The organism is Hoeflea prorocentri (assembly GCF_027944115.1).
In the GTDB taxonomy this organism is placed as follows: Bacteria; Pseudomonadota; Alphaproteobacteria; order Rhizobiales; family Rhizobiaceae; genus Hoeflea_A; species Hoeflea_A prorocentri.
Genome location: NZ_JAPJZI010000001.1, coordinates 2,894,036 through 2,915,268, shown reverse-complemented (window position 1 = coordinate 2,915,268; position 21,233 = coordinate 2,894,036). Strand labels below are relative to the sequence as shown.

18 protein-coding genes and 1 pseudogene are annotated in these 21,233 nt (G+C 59.4%); 9 read left to right on the top strand and 10 right to left on the bottom strand.

Annotated features, from left to right (window positions below):
* Positions 1-8: 8 nt before the first annotated feature.
* The 7 genes from OQ273_RS13625 to OQ273_RS13595 form a co-directional block, all read right to left on the bottom strand.
* A complete protein-coding gene (locus OQ273_RS13625; RefSeq protein WP_267991044.1) occupies positions 9-1,034 on the bottom strand; it encodes a histone deacetylase family protein in 1,026 nt (341 codons plus the stop codon).
* Positions 1,035-1,049: 15 nt separating this feature from the next.
* On the bottom strand, positions 1,050-1,997 hold the full coding sequence (locus OQ273_RS13620; protein ID WP_267991043.1) for a 2-hydroxyacid dehydrogenase: 948 nt from the start codon (positions 1,995-1,997) through the stop codon (positions 1,050-1,052).
* Positions 1,994-3,685, bottom strand: coding sequence for an ABC transporter ATP-binding protein (locus OQ273_RS13615; protein ID WP_267993100.1), 1,692 nt, complete (start codon positions 3,683-3,685; stop codon positions 1,994-1,996). The genes OQ273_RS13620 and OQ273_RS13615 overlap by 4 nt, the downstream gene beginning before the upstream one ends.
* On the bottom strand, positions 3,648-4,487 hold the full coding sequence (locus tag OQ273_RS13610; RefSeq protein ID WP_267991042.1) for an ABC transporter permease: 840 nt from the start codon (positions 4,485-4,487) through the stop codon (positions 3,648-3,650). Before OQ273_RS13610 ends, OQ273_RS13615 begins: the two co-directional genes overlap by 38 nt.
* Positions 4,484-5,461 carry an ABC transporter permease gene (locus OQ273_RS13605; RefSeq protein WP_267991041.1) on the bottom strand — a complete coding sequence of 326 codons (978 nt, stop codon included), beginning with the start codon at positions 5,459-5,461 and terminating at the stop codon, positions 4,484-4,486. Before OQ273_RS13605 ends, OQ273_RS13610 begins: the two co-directional genes overlap by 4 nt.
* Before the next feature lie 77 nt (positions 5,462-5,538).
* Positions 5,539-7,089 (bottom strand): ABC transporter substrate-binding protein, encoded by a 1,551-nt coding sequence (locus OQ273_RS13600; RefSeq protein WP_267991040.1) that lies wholly within the window; start codon positions 7,087-7,089, stop codon positions 5,539-5,541.
* Positions 7,090-7,141: 52 nt separating this feature from the next.
* Positions 7,142-7,906 carry a class II aldolase/adducin family protein gene (locus OQ273_RS13595; RefSeq protein ID WP_267991039.1) on the bottom strand — a complete coding sequence of 255 codons (765 nt, stop codon included), beginning with the start codon at positions 7,904-7,906 and terminating at the stop codon, positions 7,142-7,144.
* Positions 7,907-8,050: 144 nt separating this feature from the next.
* Here OQ273_RS13595 and OQ273_RS13590 point away from each other — a divergent pair, with 144 nt between their 5' ends.
* Positions 8,051-8,707: a GntR family transcriptional regulator gene (locus tag OQ273_RS13590; protein ID WP_267991038.1), complete on the top strand. Its 657-nt coding sequence runs from the start codon at positions 8,051-8,053 to the stop codon at positions 8,705-8,707.
* Positions 8,708-8,928: 221 nt separating this feature from the next.
* Here the strand turns inward: OQ273_RS13590 and OQ273_RS13585 are convergent.
* Positions 8,929-9,108: pseudogene (locus OQ273_RS13585) on the bottom strand (aldehyde dehydrogenase family protein); the annotation flags it as partial.
* Between the two features lie 131 nt (positions 9,109-9,239).
* Positions 9,240-9,545 carry a hypothetical protein gene (locus OQ273_RS13580; protein ID WP_267991037.1) on the bottom strand — a complete coding sequence of 102 codons (306 nt, stop codon included), beginning with the start codon at positions 9,543-9,545 and terminating at the stop codon, positions 9,240-9,242.
* Between the two features lie 179 nt (positions 9,546-9,724).
* On the opposite strand from OQ273_RS13580, the gene OQ273_RS13575 reads away from it, so the two are divergent.
* The 6 genes from OQ273_RS13575 to OQ273_RS13550 are packed head-to-tail and all read left to right on the top strand — an operon-like array spanning position 9,725 to position 18,097.
* A complete protein-coding gene (locus tag OQ273_RS13575) occupies positions 9,725-11,602 on the top strand; it encodes a branched-chain amino acid ABC transporter ATP-binding protein/permease (protein ID WP_267991036.1) in 1,878 nt (625 codons plus the stop codon).
* 1 nt (position 11,603) lies between these two features.
* Positions 11,604-12,752 (top strand): ABC transporter substrate-binding protein, encoded by a 1,149-nt coding sequence (locus tag OQ273_RS13570; protein ID WP_267991035.1) that lies wholly within the window; start codon positions 11,604-11,606, stop codon positions 12,750-12,752.
* 17 nt (positions 12,753-12,769) lie between these two features.
* Positions 12,770-13,489 carry an ABC transporter ATP-binding protein gene (locus tag OQ273_RS13565; RefSeq protein WP_267991034.1) on the top strand — a complete coding sequence of 240 codons (720 nt, stop codon included), beginning with the start codon at positions 12,770-12,772 and terminating at the stop codon, positions 13,487-13,489.
* A 9-nt stretch (positions 13,490-13,498) separates the two neighbouring features.
* The gene (locus OQ273_RS13560) at positions 13,499-14,386 is read left to right on the top strand and encodes a branched-chain amino acid ABC transporter permease (RefSeq protein WP_267991033.1); all 888 of its coding nucleotides are present in this window, start codon (positions 13,499-13,501) and stop codon (positions 14,384-14,386) included.
* Positions 14,387-14,396: 10 nt separating this feature from the next.
* A complete protein-coding gene (locus OQ273_RS13555) occupies positions 14,397-15,062 on the top strand; it encodes a cysteine hydrolase family protein (protein ID WP_267991032.1) in 666 nt (221 codons plus the stop codon).
* Positions 15,059-18,097: an aminotransferase class III-fold pyridoxal phosphate-dependent enzyme gene (locus OQ273_RS13550; RefSeq protein ID WP_267991031.1), complete on the top strand. Its 3,039-nt coding sequence runs from the start codon at positions 15,059-15,061 to the stop codon at positions 18,095-18,097. Before OQ273_RS13555 ends, OQ273_RS13550 begins: the two co-directional genes overlap by 4 nt.
* Here the strand turns inward: OQ273_RS13550 and OQ273_RS13545 are convergent.
* The gene (locus tag OQ273_RS13545) at positions 18,081-18,845 is read right to left on the bottom strand and encodes an N-formylglutamate amidohydrolase (protein WP_267991030.1); all 765 of its coding nucleotides are present in this window, start codon (positions 18,843-18,845) and stop codon (positions 18,081-18,083) included. The genes OQ273_RS13550 and OQ273_RS13545 overlap by 17 nt on opposite strands.
* A 104-nt stretch (positions 18,846-18,949) precedes the next feature.
* Between OQ273_RS13545 and OQ273_RS13540 the strand changes: the two genes are divergently transcribed.
* Positions 18,950-19,840: a MurR/RpiR family transcriptional regulator gene (locus OQ273_RS13540; protein ID WP_267991029.1), complete on the top strand. Its 891-nt coding sequence runs from the start codon at positions 18,950-18,952 to the stop codon at positions 19,838-19,840.
* Positions 19,837-21,144 carry a type I glutamate--ammonia ligase gene (locus tag OQ273_RS13535; protein WP_267991028.1) on the top strand — a complete coding sequence of 436 codons (1,308 nt, stop codon included), beginning with the start codon at positions 19,837-19,839 and terminating at the stop codon, positions 21,142-21,144. The genes OQ273_RS13540 and OQ273_RS13535 overlap by 4 nt, the downstream gene beginning before the upstream one ends.
* The last annotated feature ends 89 nt before the right edge of the window (positions 21,145-21,233 follow it).

Genomic DNA, 21,233 nt, shown 5'->3' with positions numbered 1-21,233 from the left:
GGCGCGCCTTAAAGCGCGCCGTCACAGGTTTCCAAAAACGCGACCGCATTCTTGCTGAGCGAGGGGCCGAGATAGCCGCCTTCCTGAATCAGAACGGTCGGCAGGCCAAGATCCATAATCGCACCGGCCATCTCCACGAACCCTTGACTGCTGAACTTCACGACCGACAGCGGATCGTCCTCCGACAGATCAAAGCCAAGAGATACAACCACAGCCTCCGGTGCGAAGTCTTTTAAGGCATCAATACAGGTGCCAAAAGACCGCAGGACCAATGCCTCCTCGGCTCCGGGCGTCAGGGTGACATTGAGTGAAGCACCTTCACCCGGACCTTCGCCGATTTCGTGGGTATAACCGTTAAAGTAAGGCGGGTAGTCGCTCGGATCGACATGCATCGAGATAACCTGTACATCCCCGCGGTTGAAAAAGATCGACAGCGTGCCGTTCCCGGCATGGGTGTCGATATCGAGAACCGTGACCCGTTCGAACCGTTGCCGGATATGTTGCGCAGCGATGGCGGCATTGTTGAAAAAACAGAAACCGTCAGTGGCATCCCGGTAGGCGTGGTGCCCGGGTGGGCGTGAGAGGCCGTAGGCGATTCTCTCTCCCTTCATCACAAGGTCTGCAGCGGCGAGCGCGGATTGCGCGGACCAGTATATCGCCTCCCAGGTGCCGTGCGTGACCGGACAGGAGGTTCCGGTGCTATAGTAGCCCAGTTGGCCGACAACGCCGGTCGGCCGCCAAGCGCTTGTGCGAGCCGTATGGTAGTTCGGGACCGCCGGCGCATCCGGCCCGACCGCCTCGTCCCAGCGCGCCCGCGCATCCTTGAAGAAGTCCACGAATTCCGGATCATGAACCGCCTTGATCGGACCTTGCCCGAAATCGCCGGGCTTCTCCAAAACATGACCCGCAGCCAACAACGCATCCCGCAGCAGGACAGCCCGTTCGGGCTGTTCGGGGTGCGGTACTGGGCTCCCCCAGCGGAAGTAGTGTTCCGGAGCGTGCGCAAGTTGCCGTTCGTCAAAGAAAAATTTCATCTTTTCTGCCTTTATTCAATAGGATTGAACCCGGTCGACAAGGCCGAGTGGAGGCTTTCCGCAGCGTGCCCGCTCAACTTCACGCGCAACCAGCCGCGTCAACCTTCCGGGCGGTGTTTCGGCTGCAATGTGAGGCGTCAGGGCAATTGCGGGATGGGTCCAGAAGGGGTGAGCCGGCGGCAATGGTTCCTCCGTCGTCACGTCAAGCGCTGCATGCGACAAGTGCCTCTCGTCAAGCGCGGCAAGCAGATCGTCCTCAACCAGGTGATTTCCACGACCGAGATTGATGAGCAATCCGCCGGCAGCCATCACCGACATGAGTTCGGCATCAAGCACGCCGATCGTTTCCGGGGTTGCAGGCAGGAGGTTGACCACTATGTCAGCGCCGCCCGCGGCGGCAAGCTTGCCGTCGGCCTCGCATACAATGGTAAGATTGTCCGGCACCACCTCCCGAGGCCGTTTGGCATAGACGATAACCTGGTAATCCAGCGCCAGTAGTGACTTCGCAAGCGTTTCCCCCATCAATCCGAAGCCGAGGATGGCGACGCGAATATCCGAGGCCGGATGGTAGGGATTACGCTGCCAGATGCCTGCCCTCTGCTGGTCGCCATATCGGGCCATCTCGCGGTGCCAGCCGATTATGTGCCAGAGTGCAAAACCCGCCATTTCCTTTGCCTGGTCCGGATCGCGAAGCCGCATGACCTGCGCATTGGGCGGCAAGCTGGGACATGAAAGAATATTGTCGACACCAGCCGCGATGGAAGAAACAAGGCGAAGATTGGGGTAGGGCGCGAATGCCTCCGGCGCAGGTTTCCAGGCAAGCGCGAAGGTTATTGCTTCGGGATCCACCACCGCCTCGGGCTGAGCAAGCGTCAGGGTCTCGCTGTAAGGTTCAAACGCCCGCGCATACAGTCCTGCAAGATCCAGGACATCGCTCAGATAAACCCCTTTGAGGGCCGTCATGCCTCACCTATATCCGCAACCTGCCCTGAGTTTTCCTGGGTTTGCCGACCCGGGATCGCTGCGATCAGGCTGCGCGTATAGGGATGGGCTGGTTCGGAAAAGACCTGGCGCGCCGGCCCGAGTTCCACAACTTCGCCCTTTTGCATCACGGCAACGCGGTCACAGATTGCCGCCGCCACCAAAAGGTCATGCGTTATGAAGACCAGCGTCAGGTCCAGATCCTGCTTAAGCCTTTCCAGAAGTTCCAGAACCTGCGCCTGGATCGAGACGTCGAGGGCCGAAACAGCCTCATCCGCGATCACCAGCTTGGGATCGGTGATCAGGGCGCGGGCAATGCCTATCCTCTGGCGCTGGCCACCGGAAAACTCGTGCGGATAGCGATGGGCCGCAGCAGCCCCCAGGCCCACCGTCTCCAAAAGCGCCAGCGCCTTTTCCCGGGCCTCGGCCTTGCCGGCCCCCTGCGCGACAGCGTTGTCAGCAATGATGTTGACCACTTTATGCCGCGGATTGAGCGAGCTGAAAGGGTCCTGGAAAACCATCTGCATATCCCGGCGCGCATGACGCAGCTCTCTATTGGGCAATCCCGTAACGTCGGTGTCACCCAGCAGGACCTTACCCGCAGTGGGTTCCACCAGCCGCAGTATGCAGCGGCCAAGAGTTGATTTCCCTGAACCGCTTTCGCCCACAACACCCAGTGTTTCACCTTTCATGACGTCAAGAGAGACATTCTTGACCGCTTGAACAACCCGGCGCTTTGTCCATATTCCGGGACGGGTCGAGTAGGTTTTTTGCAGCCCCTCGATCCGAAGCAGCGGGACCGATGCATCAAGATCGGCAGCCTGGTGATCCGTATCCTTGGGAATCGCGTTTATCAGCCGCTGCGTGTAGGGGTGTTGCGGACGCGTCAGCACCTCTTCGGCCGTCCCGGCTTCGACGATTTCGCCATATTGCATCACCAGAACACGGTCCGCTATCTCGCGAACGACACCAAAATCGTGGGTGATAAACAACACGGCCGTCCCATGGCTCTCCTGCAGCCGTTTGATCAGGTCGAGCACCTGCGCCTGAGTGGTGACGTCGAGCGCCGTGGTCGGTTCGTCCGCGATCAGGAGAACCGGGTCGAGGGCCAGCGCCGCTGCAATCATCACCCGCTGACGCTGCCCACCCGACAATTGGAACGGATAGGCACGCGCGCTCCGCTCGGGCTCTGGAATTCCAACCTCTGCCAGAAGCGAAAGCATCCGCTCCTCACGCTCGGCCGCATCATAGCGGCCATGGACCTCGAATACCTCTTTGATCTGGTCGCCAACGCGAAGAAGAGGATTGAGAGCGCTCAGGGGTTCCTGGAAAATCATCCCGATTTCTGCACCGCGGATTTCGCGGATCTGTTCTTCGCTGAGGTCGAGCAACGGCGATTTGTCAAAGATGATCTTGCCGCTATCGACGTGAACTCCGGGCGGCAGCAGGCCCATGACCGCATTCGCGGACATGGATTTGCCAGACCCGCTTTCGCCCACGATGCAAAGGATTTCTCCGGGGAAAATTTCGAAAGACGAACCCTTGACGGCAAAGGGTCTGTCCGCGCCTGGGGGCAGACAGATGTCAAGGTCTTCGATGGCGAGGACCGGAGTGTTGTTACGCGTTTCCATCTTAGCGACCCGTTCGGTTGAGACGCGGATTGAGCGCATCATTCAGCCCGTCGCCAATCATGTTAAAGGCAAGGACGGTGAGGAAGATGGCCAGGCCCGGGAAGAAACTGAGCCACCAGGCTGTACGGATAACGGTCCGGGATGCGCCAATCATGTAACCCCATGACATCAGATTGGGATCGCCAAGCCCTATGAACGACAAAGCCGATTCCAACAAAATCGCCGACGCGATTGTCAGGGAGGAAATCACCAGTATGGCCGAGAGTGTGTTGGGCAGGATCTGGTGCAGGATGATCTTCAGGTCGCTTTGCCCGGCAAGGACCGCCGCCTCGACATATTCGCGTGACCGCTGGGATAGAACTTCGGCCCGGACAAGCCGGGCGATCGGCACCCAGCTGACTATCCCGATGGAGAGGATAATCGACCAGACACTCGGCTCGAGGATTGCCACGAGAACCAGCGCAAGCGCAAAGCTCGGGATTGTTTGAAAAAATTCGGCAATCCGCATCAGCACATCGTCGACAATCCCATTGTAGTAACCGGCGATGGCTCCAAGAGGAATGCCGATGAGGAGCGCCACGGTTGTTGCAACGACGCCGACCATAAGTGAAATCCGGGCACCGTGGAGTATACCGGACATGACATCGCGGCCGAGGGTATCTGTGCCCAACGGCAAGTGCGGGTCCACCAGCGGCGGCAGGAACGGACGCTGGACCATTTTCCAAGGGGAATCCGGGGCGAGAAGCGGCGCGGTCGCACTAACCGCCAGCACCAGAAGCAGCAGGCAAAGCCCGATGACGGCGCCCTTGTTGCGCCGGAAAGCCTTCCAGAATTCCTTCATGCTCCTTCTCCAATTCGCGGATCGATCATGCGGTAGACAATGTCGGTGAGGATGTTCACGGCAATCACCAGCATTGCAGAGACGAGGAAAACGCCAAGCAGAAGGTTGTAGTCCCTTTGTAGGAGTGCATCGAACATCAAGCGCCCAATCCCCGGCCAGGCAAAAACCGTTTCGGTCAGCACCGCGCCGCCAATCATCTGTCCGGCCTGAAGGCCGGCAAGCGTCACAACGGGCAAGAGCGCGTTTCGCAGAATATGCCGTCGCTGAATCAGCTTGTCGGGCACCCCTTTGGCGCGAGCGGTCTTGACGAAATCCATGCTGGCAACCTCAAGCATCGATGCCCGCGTCATGCGCGCATAGACCGCCATAAAAAACAGCGCCAGCGTCATTGACGGCAAGACAAGATGCCTTGCGATGTCCAGCGCCCTCTGGAGGCCGGTGTAGCCCGAACCCACCGTCTCGAACCCAAAGGCCGGCAACCAACCCAACTGGACCGAAAAAAGCAGGACGGCCATCAGCGCAATCCAGAAAAGCGGGGTCGCATAGAAGATGATCGCCGCCGTCATGATCCCGGTGTCGCGCCAGCTTCCGGGCTTTTGCGCGGCCAGCACACCGCCGACCACGCCAAACAGGATTGACAGGACAAAGGCAGTTCCGGTCATCAGAAGCGTCGCGGGAAGCCGCTCGAAAATCAGTTGCGACACGGGCATCTGCTGACGGTAGGAAAAGCCAAGATCAAACCTGACGATATCCCACATGTAGATTCGAAGCTGAACCAGCAATGGCTGGTCAAGCCCGAATTTCTCTTTCAACTGCTGTAGGAAAATCTCGTCCGATGCGCCGGCTTCCCCGGCCATCACTGCGGCCGGATCGCCGGGCGCAAGACGAATAAGAAAGAAATTCAGCACCGCAATGCACAGCAAAATCACAATGGACTTCACAAGGCGCGATGCCAGGAAGCGGATGGTCGTCATCGGCCCTCTTTCAGCTTAAGGGCTGGGCGGTTGGTTGCCGCCCAGCCGTTCGCTCGAAATGTTAGCGATAAATCGCGTTACCGGTCCAGCCAGGCGTCCCGGAAACCGTCGTTCAGTCCGATAGCGGTGGTCACCAGGTCCTTGATGTCGCAACGGTAGATAGTCGGAAAACCGAGTTCCAGCAGCCACGCGACAGGAACATCGTCAACGATCTTTTGCTGGACTTCGGTGTAGAGGACCTGACGTTCGCCATCGCTTGGCGCGATCGCCGCATCGGCAAAGAGTTTGTCGACGCCGTCATCGGTATAACCCGAAACGTTGTTCCATGGTGTCCCCTTGGCGATGTTCGACGAGATATAGGTTCGCGAGACACCAAGCGCCGGGTCGCCATATTGGTAGAGATAGGTAAAGGCGAGATCAAAGTCCCATTCCGATATTTTCTGGTTCCAGCCTGCCACGTCGGTCGCGACCGTCTCGACCGGGATGCCGACCTCCTCCAGGTTCTGCTTCACAGCTTCGCCCCAGCGCTGCCAGGTCTCGCCATAAGGCAGTGGCAGGAGCCGGATCGGGGTGCCGTCATAGTCCATTTCAGCCAGGAGTTGCTTGGCCTTCTCTGGATTGTGATCGTAGATGTTGACGTTGTTGTCGTAGAACCGGGTCGCCGATGAAGCCGGGCCGGTTGCAACCTTGCCCAGACCGTTCCAAAGCACGTCCTTTGCAAACTCCCGATCCATTGCGTACATGATTGCCTGGCGGAAACGAGAATCGTCCATAGGCGCCGACCTTGTGTTGATCCACAGCCAGGACAGTGGTCCAAAGAATTCCCACCCGGCATCGGTTACGCAGGTATTTTCCAGCGCTGTCAGACGGGGAACGTCGAAATTCTCGACCGATCCACCTGGCAGAACGTCAACCTTGCCGGTCTCGTAGGCAACGGACCGTGACGCTGCGTCGGGAATAACGTGATAATAAATCTCGTCAATATGAGGCTTGCCTTCGACATAGTAGTCCTCATTCTTGGCCAGAAGAATATGCGAACCCTTTTGCCATTCCACGAACTTGTAGGGCCCGGTTCCAATTGGCGTATTGTTGGCAGGGTTGTCGGCATATTTGGTGCCGTCATAGATATGTTTGGGGATCATCGGCATTGTGCCAACTTCGAAAATACCCAGGAACGGACCGAATGGCTGCTTCAGTTGAAAGACGACGGTATGATCGTCGGGCGCAGTGATGCTCTCCACATGCACGAGAGAGGCACGAAGCCGGGCATGGGTCTCGCGCAGGAACGTGTCAACCGAGAACACGACATCGGCCGAGGTAAAGGGCGTCCCGTCGTGCCAGACCGCATCCTTTACCAGATTGAAGGTGTACGTGGTGGCATCATCGCTGACTGTCCAGCTCTCCGCCAATTGCGGCTGTGGCGAAAGATCCGGAGCATAATGCAACAGGCCCTCATAGATGTTTCCCGCAACCATCTGTGTCGGCCCGTTTTGCACGAGGCCAAGCATCAGCCCTGGCGGTTCAGGTTGGACAACGACATTTACCCGACCGCCGGACTTTGGCGATTCGGCCAGGGCCGGCCCTGCGGTTAGCGCGATCACTGTCGACAGGATTATTGTTTTTAGCATTGTTGAAAGTTCCTCCTAGTTTGTTGTGCGGATTTTTATTGTGTTGTTGGCTCTAAGCGCTGGACTTGCAGAAATCAGGATATTCCTCTTCCACCAGCCGCAAATAGGCTTCCCATTCGACGTCCCTGGAATACAGATCTGTCTCCCACATCTCGTATTGATCTGCGGTAAGCTTGCGAATGTTGTCTGACACGGCAACGGTTGGCGATCCGCTCGACTGAATCGCGATCTGCGCCCGGCAGGCGCGGTCAAGATTGTACATCAGCTTGAAGGCCTGCGAGATCGTGCGCCCGCAAGTCAAGAGACCGTGATTGCGAAGGACCATCGCCAATCTGGTGCCCAGATCTGCCACCAAACGATCCTTCTCACCCTCAAGCAGCGCGATACCCTCATAGGCGTGATAGGCCAGCCGGTCATGGAACTGTAAGGACCATTGATTGAGAGGCAGAAGTCCGCCTGCCTGCGATGCAACCGCGACCCCGGCAACCGTATGCGTGTGCATGACACATGCCAAATCAGGACGGGCAGCATGCACAGCCGAGTGGATCAGGAAGCCGGCTGCATTGATCCCCGCGCCCAGCGGATCGTGAACGATGTTTCCGTCCAGATCGACTTCGACCAGATTCTCAGCTGTCACTTCTGTGAACCGCAGCCCATAGGCGTTGATAAGGAAGGTTTCCTTATCTGGCGCCGCCTTTGCGGAGATGTGGGTAAAGATACTGTCGTCGAGGTTGAAATGGGCGACCAGCCGGTAGGCGGCCGCCAGGTCCTTGCGATTACAATGCGCGACTTCACGGGCTGTCGTTTCCACCCCCATGTCGTTCTCCCTTAAGCATCCCATTGCGATACGCTTAACAATAAAATTACATACTGTCGACAGTATACTATTCGACAGAAGTGGATTATTCGCCTAAGCAGGCTTTGACGGCCAGGATTGAGCCAGACACACGGAGCCCGGACGATGACATTCGCAGCATTCAAACGACAGGACTTGGTTTCTCAGGTGTCGGAAACCCTGACCAAGGCCATTCTCGAGGGCGATCTGGAACCGGGCTCCCGGCTCAACGAGGTGCATCTCTCACAGCAGTTCGAGATCAGTCGCGCGCCATTGCGGGAGGCGCTGCGGCGGCTTGAGAGCCAGGGTTTAATCGAATCGCATCCGCGTCGAGGCTTCTTCCTTCGCAGAATATCTGCGCCAAAGATCGCAGAACTCTTCCAGGTACGATTGGCACTGGAGCACGCTGCTGGTCAGCAGGTGGTGCAATCCATCACTGAAGCGGAAACCGGCCGGCTTGAATGTCAATATGAAGCAATCCGTGAAGCAGCCAGCAACAACGATCCGCTCCGTCAAACTGAAGAAGATTTTCGGTTCCATCGGCTCATTTGCGAGATGTCCGGTAACACACGCTTGCTGCAGTTCTTTGATCAGATCGCTTGTGAAATACGATATTCGATGGTGCATCTCAGCGGCTTTCATGATGATATGGAGGCGCTTGCTGCTTCTCACGTTCCGCTTCTTGACGCGTTAAAGAGCCGCGATGCTGTTACATATTGCAACTACCTCAAACGCCACCTTGATGAGGCTCGTGACAAACTTGTCGCTGCGGTCGATTCCTAATGATGCCCTGATGCGGGTCTGGAGGTTGGAATTATTCGACTAAACCTGTCGCTCCCTAATTTGATACATCTCAGGGTGCCTGGTCCGACAAACGTACCGAACAATCATGACAACGGCGGCCGGCCAGCTGCAATTCGGCGGTGCGGGAAGGGCTTCACCACAGCATTCAGCAAGTGGTCTGCGGGGATCGCCGATCCGGATAGTGACGCTTCATCTCGATGTCGGATTTCAAACGAAATTGACAGCGCCAAGGAAGGTCGCAGGAATTGCTGACTGTACTGGTTTGACGGCGCATATACCTGCGCCATGCATCGGATCCGCTTTCGCACCTGCCACCTGTCTTTTCATCGCCAAACGGCATCGCCGATTTCCGCGCCTGACGGACCGATATTCACGTTTGCAGTGCTATGGCGTTGCAAAGCTCATGGTGTTTCATGGGGTCGTTCATTCAATAAGGAAGCGCATGTCGCCTGACCGCCTCATTGATCCTGCGACACCCGTCCTTTATGTCGGCCTCCGAATAGGCAAACCACTACCGGAAATGATTGGATTGTCCGAAGACGCAGCCGGGCACGACAGCGAGGCCGGTCTCCGCCGGCAGGAAAGTATAAAAAGCCGTATCGTTTTCGATGATATGGCCGGCGGGCATGCGGTTGTGCCCGGCGGGACAGTTCATTTGTCCGCTATTTTCGCCCATCGCTCGCTTGTTCAAAAGCGAGCTGGATGCCGGCTGTAAACGTATTGCAGCCGCCAGCGGTGAACTCAAATGAAGGACCAATAGTCTCGCACGGTGCTCGCCCGCACGAGAGGTCCACCACGTGGCGATAGCGAGTTCCACTGGCGTCTTTTTGTAGTTTTTTCGACGGAGCGGCATCCGCGCATTGCGCAGTCAGGCAATGTCAGTGAATGAAAAAAACATTCGATGGCGATCAAAATGTGCTGATATGAAAAAATATTGACATACGCTGAAACCTCCATCAGACTTACCGTCGATGAAGCAAACGCGCATGTGAGGCAATGGATCGACTAGCCATCAGATCATCGGTGATGGACTTCCTCATCATAGGGGGGGCGGTGCTCGTGGCCTGTGCGGTCCTCAGCTTTGCGATCCCCGAAACCGGCATGCGTGTCGCGGCGCTTTTCCTGATCAACCTGTCTGCGGTGCTCTCGATCGTGGTCTTCATGGGCTTTTCCGGGGTCATGACTTTTGGCCACATCGGTTTCATGTCGCTCGGAGCTTATTTCGGCGCTTACCTGACCCTGCCGACCGTCATGAAGGCGCAATTCCTGCCTGGCTTGCCGGACTGGCTTATCGCCGTTGATTTGCCGGTCATTGCTGCCGTGCCCATCGTGATGCTGGTCGTGGGTCTTGTTGCCGTGGTTATCGGACTGTCGGTTTGCCGGCTACCCGTCGATACCGCCCCGATCGCGACGATCGGTATCCTTGTCATTATCCATGGCGTCCTGATCGGCGCGCGCGATCTGACGCGGGGTATCCAGCCGCTTTTTGGCTTCGGCGCGCTTGACGGCTTGTGGTTGCCGCTTGGCTTTGCCCTGTTCACAGTTGCTGTGGCGCTTGTGTTCCGGGTTACACCGACCGGGCTGAAACTGCAGGCGTCCCGGGACAACGAATTGTCGGCCGCCGCGTCCGGTGTCGCGGTTTTCCGGGTCCGTCTGGTCGGTTGGACACTCAGCGCAATGCTGATCGCCGGATCCGGGCTTCTGCTTGCTCACTACCTGACGGTCATCAGCCCACGGCAGTTCTATTTCGTGCAAATGTTCGCGCTGCTGGCGATGGCCATTGTCGGCGGGGTGTCAACGGTCACCGGCGCGGTGGTCGGGACAGGGCTCGTCACGGCGCTGTCGGAGCTGACGCGCCGCATCGAGGGCGCGCCCTGGCTCGAGGCCGCGGGGCTGCCTCCGCTCTTTGGGCTTAGCCAATTGGTGCTGGCCGGCGCTATCCTTTTTATTATGTATCGTCGCCCGAGCGGGCTGATCGCCTGGCGGGAGCCGTCGTCGCGATTGTTCGCCAGGCTGCCAGCGCCGACATCTGCCAATGCCTCGGCCGCTTCAGTGCAGCCCGCCGCATCAGTCACCGCGTCTGGTACCCAACCGGCGCTTGAGCTTCGCGGATTGTCGAAGAGCTTCGCCGGTGTCAAGGCGCTCTCGGATGTCAGCTTTGCGCTGAAAAGGGGGGAAACCCTCAGCCTGATCGGACCGAACGGGTCGGGCAAGACCACGCTGGTCAACCTTGTCACCGGGGTTATCCGGCCTGATGCCGGCGCCGTTTATCTCAATGGCGAAGCGATTACTGGCGATGTGCCGCATTTGGTGGCGCGCAGGGGCATTGCGCGGACATTCCAGAATATTCGCCTGTTCGAAACCATGAGCGTTGCCGACAACGTCAGACTGGCCGCACTCGACGTGGCGGACGACCCGCGGTCGCGGGCGTTCGAGCTGCTTGCAGAACTCGGCCTCTCGGACGTCGCGCAAACGCCGGCCGGCGAGCTTTCCTACGGCCGCCGCCGCCGGGTGGAGATCGCGCGCGCCGTGGCGCTGGCGCCATCCGTGTTGCTGCTCGACGAACCGACAGCCGGGATGAATGAGACGGAGTCGGCGGATCTGGCGGATATCATAACGCGGCTGAAGGCGCGCTTCGGGCTGAGCCTTTTGGTGATCGAGCACGACCAGGCCTTTGTGCGTAACCTTTCCGACAGGGTGCTGGTTCTGAACCAGGGTGAGCTAATCGCCGGAGGCACGGCTGATGAAGTGCGCCGCAACAGCCAGGTGATAGAGGCATATCTGGGCCGCGGAGCGGCCAGCGACCTCAATACAGTTTACGGGCAGGAAGAAACCGAAAATCCCAAGCAAAAAACGACAACAGAGAGGAACTGACATGAGACACATCATTGCAATGGCTGCCGGCCTTCTGCTGGTGCAGACGGCAGCGGCCGAGGATTTGAAGATCGGAGCCGCGGTCAGCATGACCGGCGGGCTGGCTTATGCCGATGTACCCGCCATTGAAGGGCTTCAGGTCGCCATAGACGAGATCAACGCCGCCGGTGGAATTGACGGCAAATACATGGTGGAGATCGATATTCGCGACGGCCGCTCCGACCCGGCGCAGACCACTTTGGTCGCCCAGGAGCTGATTGCATCGGGCATTGACATCCTGATCACACCGGCGGATGCCGACCCGTCGATCGGAGCCGGGTTGATCGCGGCGCAAGCCAAGGTCCCGGCCTTTACCACAGTTGCCTCCTCGCCCACTCTGCCTCTTTCGGCAGGCGAGTACATGTTCGGCAATTTCCCGGGCGACAACCTGCAGTCCGCGGTTTCGGCGCAGTACGCCCGCGATACGGGCTATGACACGGCCTTCATCCTCTATTCGGAAGACAGCTCCTACACGCAACTTCCGCTTTACTTCAAAGAGGTTTTCGAGGGACTTGGAGGCAAGGTTTCCGGCGAGGCGGTCTACAATCTCGGCCAGCAGGACTTCAGCGCGATCGTGACGACAATCGGCTCACTGGACCCGGCGCCGGACGTTATCATGACCGCGGCCTATGAACCCGATTTCCCGGCCTTCATCCGCCAGTTGCGTGCCTCGGGTGTGAATATCCCGGTCATCGGCTCTGACGGGATCGACAGCCCGACGACATTCTCGCTCGGCGATGTGGCCGAGGGCGTGGTGTTTTCGACCGCCGGATTTGCAGAGGAAGGCAACCCGCTGTCCACCTTCTACAAAGCCTATGAGAAGAAGTTCAACCGTCCCTCCGAGACCATATACACGGCGCTCGGATACGACATTATGCAGGTGATTGCAGCGGCCATTATGAAGGCCGGATCGACTGATGGTGCAGCGCTGAGGGACGCTATCTCCGGGCTTGAGAACGTTCAGGGCGCGGCCGGTTCAATTACCTATGCGGGCCGGGAGGACCGGATGCCGTTGCGTGACGTGACGCTTGTGCGGGTCAAGGGCGGCGACCGCGAGTTCGTGCGTCAGGAAACGCCTCCGGGCGACCTGGTGCCCAAGCCGAAATACTGAGGCTTGAGTCACGTCCAATGAGTGACAATCCCCTCCTTTCTATTTCTGGCCTTGAAGTCTTTTACGGCCCAATCGCGGCGCTGCGGGGCGTCGGGCTGGAGGTGAACGGAGGGGAAGTCGTCGCGCTGTTGGGTTCGAACGGTGCCGGCAAGACGACGACGCTTCTATCCATCGCCGGTGTGCTGCCGGTGCGGGCAGGCGAGATACGGTTCGACGGCATCGCGATCACAGGGCAGGCGGTTGAGCGGATCGCCCGCAGCGGGATCGCGCTCGTGCCCGAGGGACGCCATGTCTTCGAAGGGCTGACAGTCAAGGAGAACCTGCTCATGGGCGCTGCCTCGCTGCCTCGCGGCAAGGTGGAGGACGAGTGGCACAAGGCTTTTGACCTTTTCCCCATTCTTGCCGAACGCCGGTTTCAGCTTGCCGGCACACTTTCCGGCGGTGAGCAGCAGATGCTGGCCATCGGGCGGGCGCTGATGTCGAGGCCTCGGGTGTTGTTGCTTGATGAACCTTCACTCGGCCTGGCGCCAAGGATTGTCGAGGAGATTTTCGAGTTGATCGTGCTGTTGCGCAAACAGGGTACGACCATCCTGCTGGTCGAGCAGAACGCGCGTATGGCGCTCGAGGTCGCCGACCGCGGATATGTGATGTCCCAGGGGCGGATCGCGGCCGAGGGCACGGCCAGTGAGTTGGTGGCCTCGGACGAGGTGGCGCGTGCCTATCTTGGTGTGGCCTAGGGGGTAACGATGGACATTGCGATCCAGCAGGCGGTGAACGCCCTTGCGCTTGGCGGGACCTATGCGATGCTGGCCCTCGGGCTGGCGGTCGTATTCAGCGTGATGCGGATGATCAATTTCGCCCATGGCGAATTGATGACGGCGTCCGGTTATGCCTATGCGTTCGCCATTGCGGCAGGGTTTCCCTTTGCACTTGCCCTGGTGGCGGGTATTGCCGCCGCCGTGGCGCTGGTTCTGCTGCTGGAGCGTGTTGCATTCCGGCCGTTGAGAGGCGCTTCGCCGACTTCTCTGCTTATCACCAGTTTCGCTGTTGCGGTGGTGCTGCAAACGCTTTTTCAAAGTCTTATCTCGCCGCGTCCGCAGCCGGCGCCGATGCCCGATTTTCTTGGGCGGGCGATCGGTATTGGAGATTTCCTGATCGGGTCGATCCAGTTCACCTCAATCATCGTCACGCTGATGATGCTGGCGGGGCTGGCTATCCTGTTCCGTTTCACCATGATCGGTATTTCAATCCGGGCTGCGTCGATGGATTTTCCTATGACCCGTCTGATGGGCGTCAGAGCCAACCGGGTCATCGCCATGGCTTTTGCGATCTCCGGCCTGCTGGCGGGAGTTTCGGGGCTGCTATGGGTGGCGCAGCGCGGCTCGGTCGATCCGATGATGGGTTTCCTGCCGGTGCTGAAGGCCTTCATCTGCGCCGTTCTGGGCGGGCTCGGAAGCTTGCCGGGCGCCGTGCTCGGCGGCTTCGTGCTCGGCATAATCGAGACTGCGTTGCAGGCAGGCTTGCCGATCGAATGGGCGGTGTTCAAGGACCCCATTGCACTTTTCATCGTCATCGCGATCCTTGCGGTGCGGCCGCGGGGCCTGCTTCCCACGCGCGTCGCCAGCCGAGCCTGAGGACAGAGCCATGCCTCCCAATGCATTTGATCCACGCACCATGCGCTCGCGCCAGTTACCGCTCGACCCTGGGGTTGCCGCGCTGATTTCTGTTGACATGCAGAACGCCGATTGCGGAGCGGACATGCTTGCCGAAGGACGTGCAGGCCGCGTCAAGCCACCCCGCACGGTGCATTTTTATGAGGCCGTGGCCGATATCGTGATCCCGAACCAGCAACGGCTGCACGCCGCAATCCGGGCGGCGGGAGCCGAGACGATCTATGTCGCTATCGAGAGCCTTACACGTGACGGCCGCGACCGGGGCATCGACCACAAGGTTTCGGGTATCCATCTGGCTCCTGGAAGCACCGAGGCCCGGATAATCGATGCGGTGGCGCCCGCGCCGGATGAGATCGTCTTGAAAAAGACGGCGTCCGGCGCTTTCGGTGCGACAAATCTCGACTACATATTGCGCAATCTGGGTGTTACGCAACTCATCGTGGTCGGCGTTGTGACCCATCAGTGCGTGGAGAACACCGTTCGGCAGGGGGCCGATATCGGCTACCTTGTGACTGTTGTGTCGGACGCATGCGCCACCGACAGCGCCGAACAACACAGTGCCGCACTCGCCGCCATGTCCGGATATGCCCGCATCTGTACGACCGCGGACGTTCTTACCGAATTGGGGGCGGCATGAACAAGCCGCCGGGCTCCGACAATAATTACTGGCAATCGCAACTGCGAGACGCGTGGGGGATCGATGCAGATCTCGCGCCGCTGCCGGGAGAACTTGACCTCAACTTTGCCGTCGGCGGCCCGCGACCGGCAGTTCTGAAAGTGATGCGCCCGGACTGTGCTCCGGAACTGATAGATCTTCAGGTTGCTTTACATGCCCATGTGAGCGAGGCCGCGGGTGCTCGGGTGCCTGTCCCGTCGGTCATCCCGGCCTGCGACGGTACGATGCGGGTCATGCTTCAGGGGCCGGACGGCCAGTCTCGCCTTGCCTGGATGGTCGAGCGCCTGCCGGGCCAGGTAATCGGAACGGTTAGACCCCGTGAGCCACGGCTGTTTCACGATGTGGGAGTGGCGATGGCCGGACTAGCCGGCGCACTGAGTGATTTCGATCATCCGGGACTCGAACGGGAGCTGAAATGGGACCTGCGCCGGTCGGGCTGGATCGCGCCGCACCTCGGACTGATCGACGTGCCGGAGCGACGCAGACAGATCGAGACGATCCTGGAGCAATTCGAGAAGCGGGGCGGTCCCTTGCTAAACGGGCTGCCGGTTCAGGCGATCCACAATGATCTGAACGACTATAATCTGCTGGCCCGCGTCGACGATGGCGGTGACTTGCGGCTCTCCGGCCTGATCGACTTTGGCGATGCGATCCGCGCGCCTGTGCTTTGCGATGTGGCGATTGCCGGTGCTTATGCGGTTCTCGATACCGACCGACCGCTCGATGCACTGGCGCAGCTCGTTGCAGGCTTTGCCGCAGGCCGGCCGCTTTCAGAGGAAGAGGTTGACGGGCTTTGGGATCTTGTCCTGACCCGTTTGGCGGTCAGTGTCACCAACGCGGCGATCGAGAAGCAGGCCGACCCGGACAATCCCTACATTACCATTTCCGAAAAGCCGGCCTGGGCGCTTCTTGATCTGGTGCGGGGGGTCGATGCTGCATTGGTTCGCGTTCATCTACGGGCTGCTGCGGGCCATGTGCCGTCGAAGGTCGGGGCAGAACTTGCCGATGCGGTCGCAGCCGCCGGCCCGTATCCGGTGCTGGGGCCACTGCCGGACAATATGCGAACAGCGGATTTGTGTGTTACCGGGACGGATGCGCCGGATGATCCCGAGGCCTGCGAATTATCAGACTTCGACAGCAGTTTTTTCGACGCTGCGACAGCAACCCGACCGGTGATCGGCAGATATGGTGAAGCACGCCTGATTTACACCGAACCGCAGTTTCGCGCCGGACCGCATCCAGCGAGTGGACGCCGCAACGTGCATGTCGGCGTCGACGTCTTTCTTCCTGCAGGCACGGCGGTCAACGCTCCCTTTGACGGCGAAGTGCTGCATTCGGGAGAAGACTCCGGACGCCAGGGTTATGGCGGGGTGGTTGTCCTGCGTCACCGCCTGCCTGACGGCACAGTCTTTGCGGCGCTTTACGGCCATCTTGCTCCTGCTTCGGCGCAGGCGTTGAGCATCGGGCAGATGGTCCGGCGCGGAGACACCTTCGCCATTCTTGGCCGCGCAGACGAGAATGGCGACTGGCCCGCTCACCTGCATCTGCAGATGGGTTGCCCGGATGTAGCCGCATCGACGTGGCCAGGCGTCTTCGACCCCGACATGGAGTTGGCGGCACGTGCTGTCTTTCCCAACCCCGCCGGGCTTCTTGGTCTCGATCCGGCATCGGTCGAGGCACCGGTGCTCGATCGGGAAGCAGAACTGCGGCGGCGCAAACGGTACACTGCCAGCAACTTGAAACTCTCCTACCGCGCGCCGCTACCGGTTCTCCGCGGGCGCAGAACGATCCTCTATGACGATCGTGGCCGGCCCTATCTAGACGCCTATAACAATGTGCCGCATGTGGGGCACGCCCACCCTCATGTGGTTGAGCAGGTTAGCCGGCAGATGCGACTGGTGAATACGAATTCCCGTTATCTTCAACCGATCCATGGAGCCTATATGCAGGCGCTGTCCGCGCGGCTGCCGGACGAGCTTGATGTTGTGTTCCTGGTCAATTCCGGCAGCGAGGCGAATGATCTTGCCTTGCGCCTTGCACGGGCCGCCACCGGGGGCTCCGATATTGTTGTCTCGCAGTCAGGCTATCATGGCATCACCCAGGCGACTCTCGACATCAGCGAGTACAAATTCGCCGGACCGGGTGGAGCGGGACAGCCCGATCATGTTCATACAGTCATGGTTCCGGACACCTTTCGTGGTCCGTACGGCGCGGATGATCCCGAGGCGGGCCGTCGCTACGCTGCCGATGCGGCACGCGTTGTCGCGCAGATTGTTGAGAGCAGTGAGAAGATTGCCTGCTTCATATCGGAACCTTTCCCCAGCGTAGGCGGCCAGATTGTGCCGCCGCCCGGATATTTGCGGGCGGTTTATGATCACGTGCGAGCGGCGGGCGGTCTTTGCATTGCTGACGAAGTGCAAACCGGGCTGCACCGGCTTGGTCGGACAGCCTGGGGTTTCGAGGCGCAGGGCGCCCGACCGGATATCGTTGTCCTCGGCAAACCGGTGGCGAACGGCCATCCGATGGGCGTCGTCATCACCACACGTGTGATTGCGGATACCTTTGCGACAGGGATGGAGTTCTTCTCGACCTTTGGTGGCTCGTCGGTTTCTTGTGCAGCCGGTCTCGCGGTGCTCGACGTGTTGGAAAGCGAAGGGTTGGCAGAGCAGGTTGAGACGGTCGGAGCCCACCTGTTGGATGGATTGAAGGCGCTGGCAGTGGAACATCCGGTGATGGCGGATGTGCGCGGCATGGGCCTTTTTCTAGGCGTCGACCTTGCCCAGCCGGATGGATCTCCGGCGACGGAAGCGGCCGCCTATATCGTTAACCGGCTGCGCGCGCACCGTATCCTTATCGGATCGGACGGTCCGGCAGACAATGTGCTGAAAATCAGGCCGCCGCTGCCGTTCTCGCGTTGTGACGCGGAGTATTTGCTTTCAGTGCTCTCGGAGATATTGCAAGAAACGCCGCTTGATGATCTCAACGGACGCTGCTGAGTGCCTTCAGGAGGGCGTTTGCGAGCAATTCGCCCCAGGCCCTTTGCCCGGTGGTATCGGCGATGAGATCATTGCGGATTTCGATCAATACATGGGGAAGTCCGCGTGCCTCCCCGTGGACCGGGATGGTGACGTCGGAAGTGTCTTCAACATGATAGGGTACGTTCATCGCAACATGGGTTCCGGGGGCAATCGCAAGGACGGCTTTGTGCAGCGCTTCGGCCAAACGAGAATCGCGATTGTAGAGCAGGCCCAGATCCAGGGTTCGCAAAACTCCGTCGGACAGCGCTTCGGTGAAGCTGTGGACCGCAACAAGTGCCTTTGGACGCAGACGGTCGATCCGTTCGGCGATGGTGTCGTGCAACGGTACGTGAATCTCGTCAAACCGGCGTCGGCGGGCAGTTTCGGACAAGTCGTGATTTCCGGATACCACGACGCCGTCGGCCACGTCTGGGACCAGGTCGGGCGCGCCCCAAGGCCGGTTGCAGTCAATCACCAGGCGGCTGTAGCGCTGCAGGATCAACGCCGAGCCCAGCTTGTCGGCAAGGTCTTCGGCGACGGCCGCCGCGCCGATGTCGTGCCCGATGTGCTTGTCGAGGTCGGTCGCTGCAATACCCAGGCCAGACAGCGCGGCAGGCACGAGATTGCCCGCATGTTCGCAGACCAGTAAAAAGGGGCCGGTTGCATCGGGATTGACCACCCTTACCGGATTTGGTTCGTCATCCTGTAGCAGTGGTCGCAAGTTCATAGACATCGGTCAAGGCTCTTTTCGTTTCTGAAAAGAAACTTGCACAGCTGATGTATTTGATCAATAGTGCGGGAAAATTTTCATCATGTCGCAGTGGAGAAAAGATGTCGGGTGACGGACTTACCATACGCCAGCAAATTGCTGCACTTGAACAAGGGCTGACCCCGAATGAACGCCGCATCACAACCGTGATCCTTGCAGACTATCCCTTTGCCGGATTGGTCGGGATCCAGGAGCTGAGTGACCATGCCCAAGTCAGTCCCGCATCCGTCACACGGCTCGTTCACAAGCTTGGTTGTGTAGGTTTTGCCGAGTTTCAGCGCCTGCTGATCAGCGAGCTTCGTCATTCGCCGGCCTCGCCGGTTGATCTCAAGCAGAGTGCCCGGGCGTTGTCCGCAGAGGGCTTTTACGCCGAGTTTCTTGATCGCGTTGGATCAGGGCTGGACAATCTGGCATCGACCGTTTCCCCAACAGAACTTGATGCTGTCTGCACACTTCTCGCCGATCCCTCCCGCAGAATCTACGTCGCAGGCGGCCGTATCAGCGGGACATTGATGAGTTATCTAACGCTGCATCTTCAGCAGATCCGATCGGGCGTTTTTTGGCTGGATACGACGCCGGCCGCGGCGGCTGATAAAATTCTTTCCATACGGCGCAAGGACGTGGTCCTGATAGCGGATCTCCGCCGCTATCAGGACAGTCTTTTGCGGCTGGCCGAACAGATCGAGGCGCACTCGTCGCCGACGACCATTCTGATCACCGATCGCTGGATCTCGCCTATCGCCAGTCATGCGCAGCACATTTTCGCTGTTCCGGTCGAAACGGGAACGGCCTGGGATACGGGTGTGCCGGTGCTCGCGCTAGTGGAGGCAATGATTATCAAACTGAGCGAGAGTGCCTGGGGTACGGCGCACAAGCGCATTGTGGATTGGGACAGGCTGCGCACCGCACTGGAGGCAGGGACACCGGATGCCGATACGGGAGACGCCGGATGACGGGCAAGGTCTTGAGCTTTGTGGCTACAAGTGATCTGGCCGGAAAGCTGCGCGGCAAGGGGGTGATCGGCCGATCGGCGCGCTCCGAGGCTTTGTCGGTGGGATGGGTGCCGACCAACTCGTTGATCACCTGCTTCGACACGATTGGAGAAGGCCCCTATGGCTCATTCGGCGATCTGGTGCTGGCCGGTGATTCCGAAGCGGTCTGCCCAATGCCGGGCGGAGCAGATATGCCGGAAACCGAGTTGATACTCGGCGACATTACACATCTTGACGGCACACCGTTCGAATGCTGTCCCCGTTCGATGTTGAAGGCTGCCATACAGCGGCTTCGAGAGGTTTCGGGCCTCGATGTGATCGCGGCATTTGAGCACGAGTTTCTGGTCGAGGGGTTAAACCGGAGTCCGGGTGACAGCTTCACACACGACGGCTTCCGAGCACTTGCACCGTTCGGCACTGATCTTGGCAGCGCAATGGAGGCGGCAGGAATCTCACCCGAGCTGTTGATCCGGGAGTTCGGCCCTGATCAGGCTGAGGTCACTATGGGGCCGAAACCAGCCCTGCGCGCAGCCGACGAGGCGGTGCTGTTCCGTGCGCTGGTACAAACTCTTGCGGAGCGGCACGGACTGCGAGCCTCCTTCACACCGCTTTCCTCTCCAGGCGCGGTCGGGAATGGCGTGCACATCCATCTCAGTCTGCGACAGAGCGACGGCACGCCGGCTACTCGAGACGTCGATGGCCCGGGCGGATTGTCGGCGCCCGCCGGAGCAATGGTTGCGGGATTGCTGCGCCATTTGCCTGAGATACAAGCGCTCCTGGCACCGAGTGTGATCTCCTATGCCCGCCTTGTCCCTCATCGTTGGAGCGCTGCCTTCAACAATATGAGCATCTGCGATCGCGAGGCAGCTGTGCGCATTTGCCCGGTAAAGCCGGAGGACCCCAATGCGGATTCTAAGTTCAACTGGGAGGTCCGGTCTGTTGATGCGGCAGCCAGCCCCTATATCGCGATGGCCGCATTGATGCACGCGATGGCGCAGGGTGTCGAGGATGACCTTCCTACGCCGCTGCCAACGAAAGAAGATTTGTCCGAACTTGACAGCGCCGGACTGGCAGAGCTTGGGGTGGAACGGCTCCCTCAATCCCTGGGTGCGGCGCTTGGGCGGTTCTCCAGCTCAGATTCTGCTGTAAAATGGTTTGGCGAAGCTTTTGTGAAAGTCTATGCCGCACACAAGTCCAGCGAAATGGCCCATGTCGACGGCATGCCAGCGGAAGACGTATTCACGCTTTATCGCGAGAGTTACTGATCATCCCACCCAGATGGGACTGATCGGCAGCATCCGGAGTGGCGGGCGAATGTTCATTACAGGCCGTTACCGACATTTACCTTGGATGG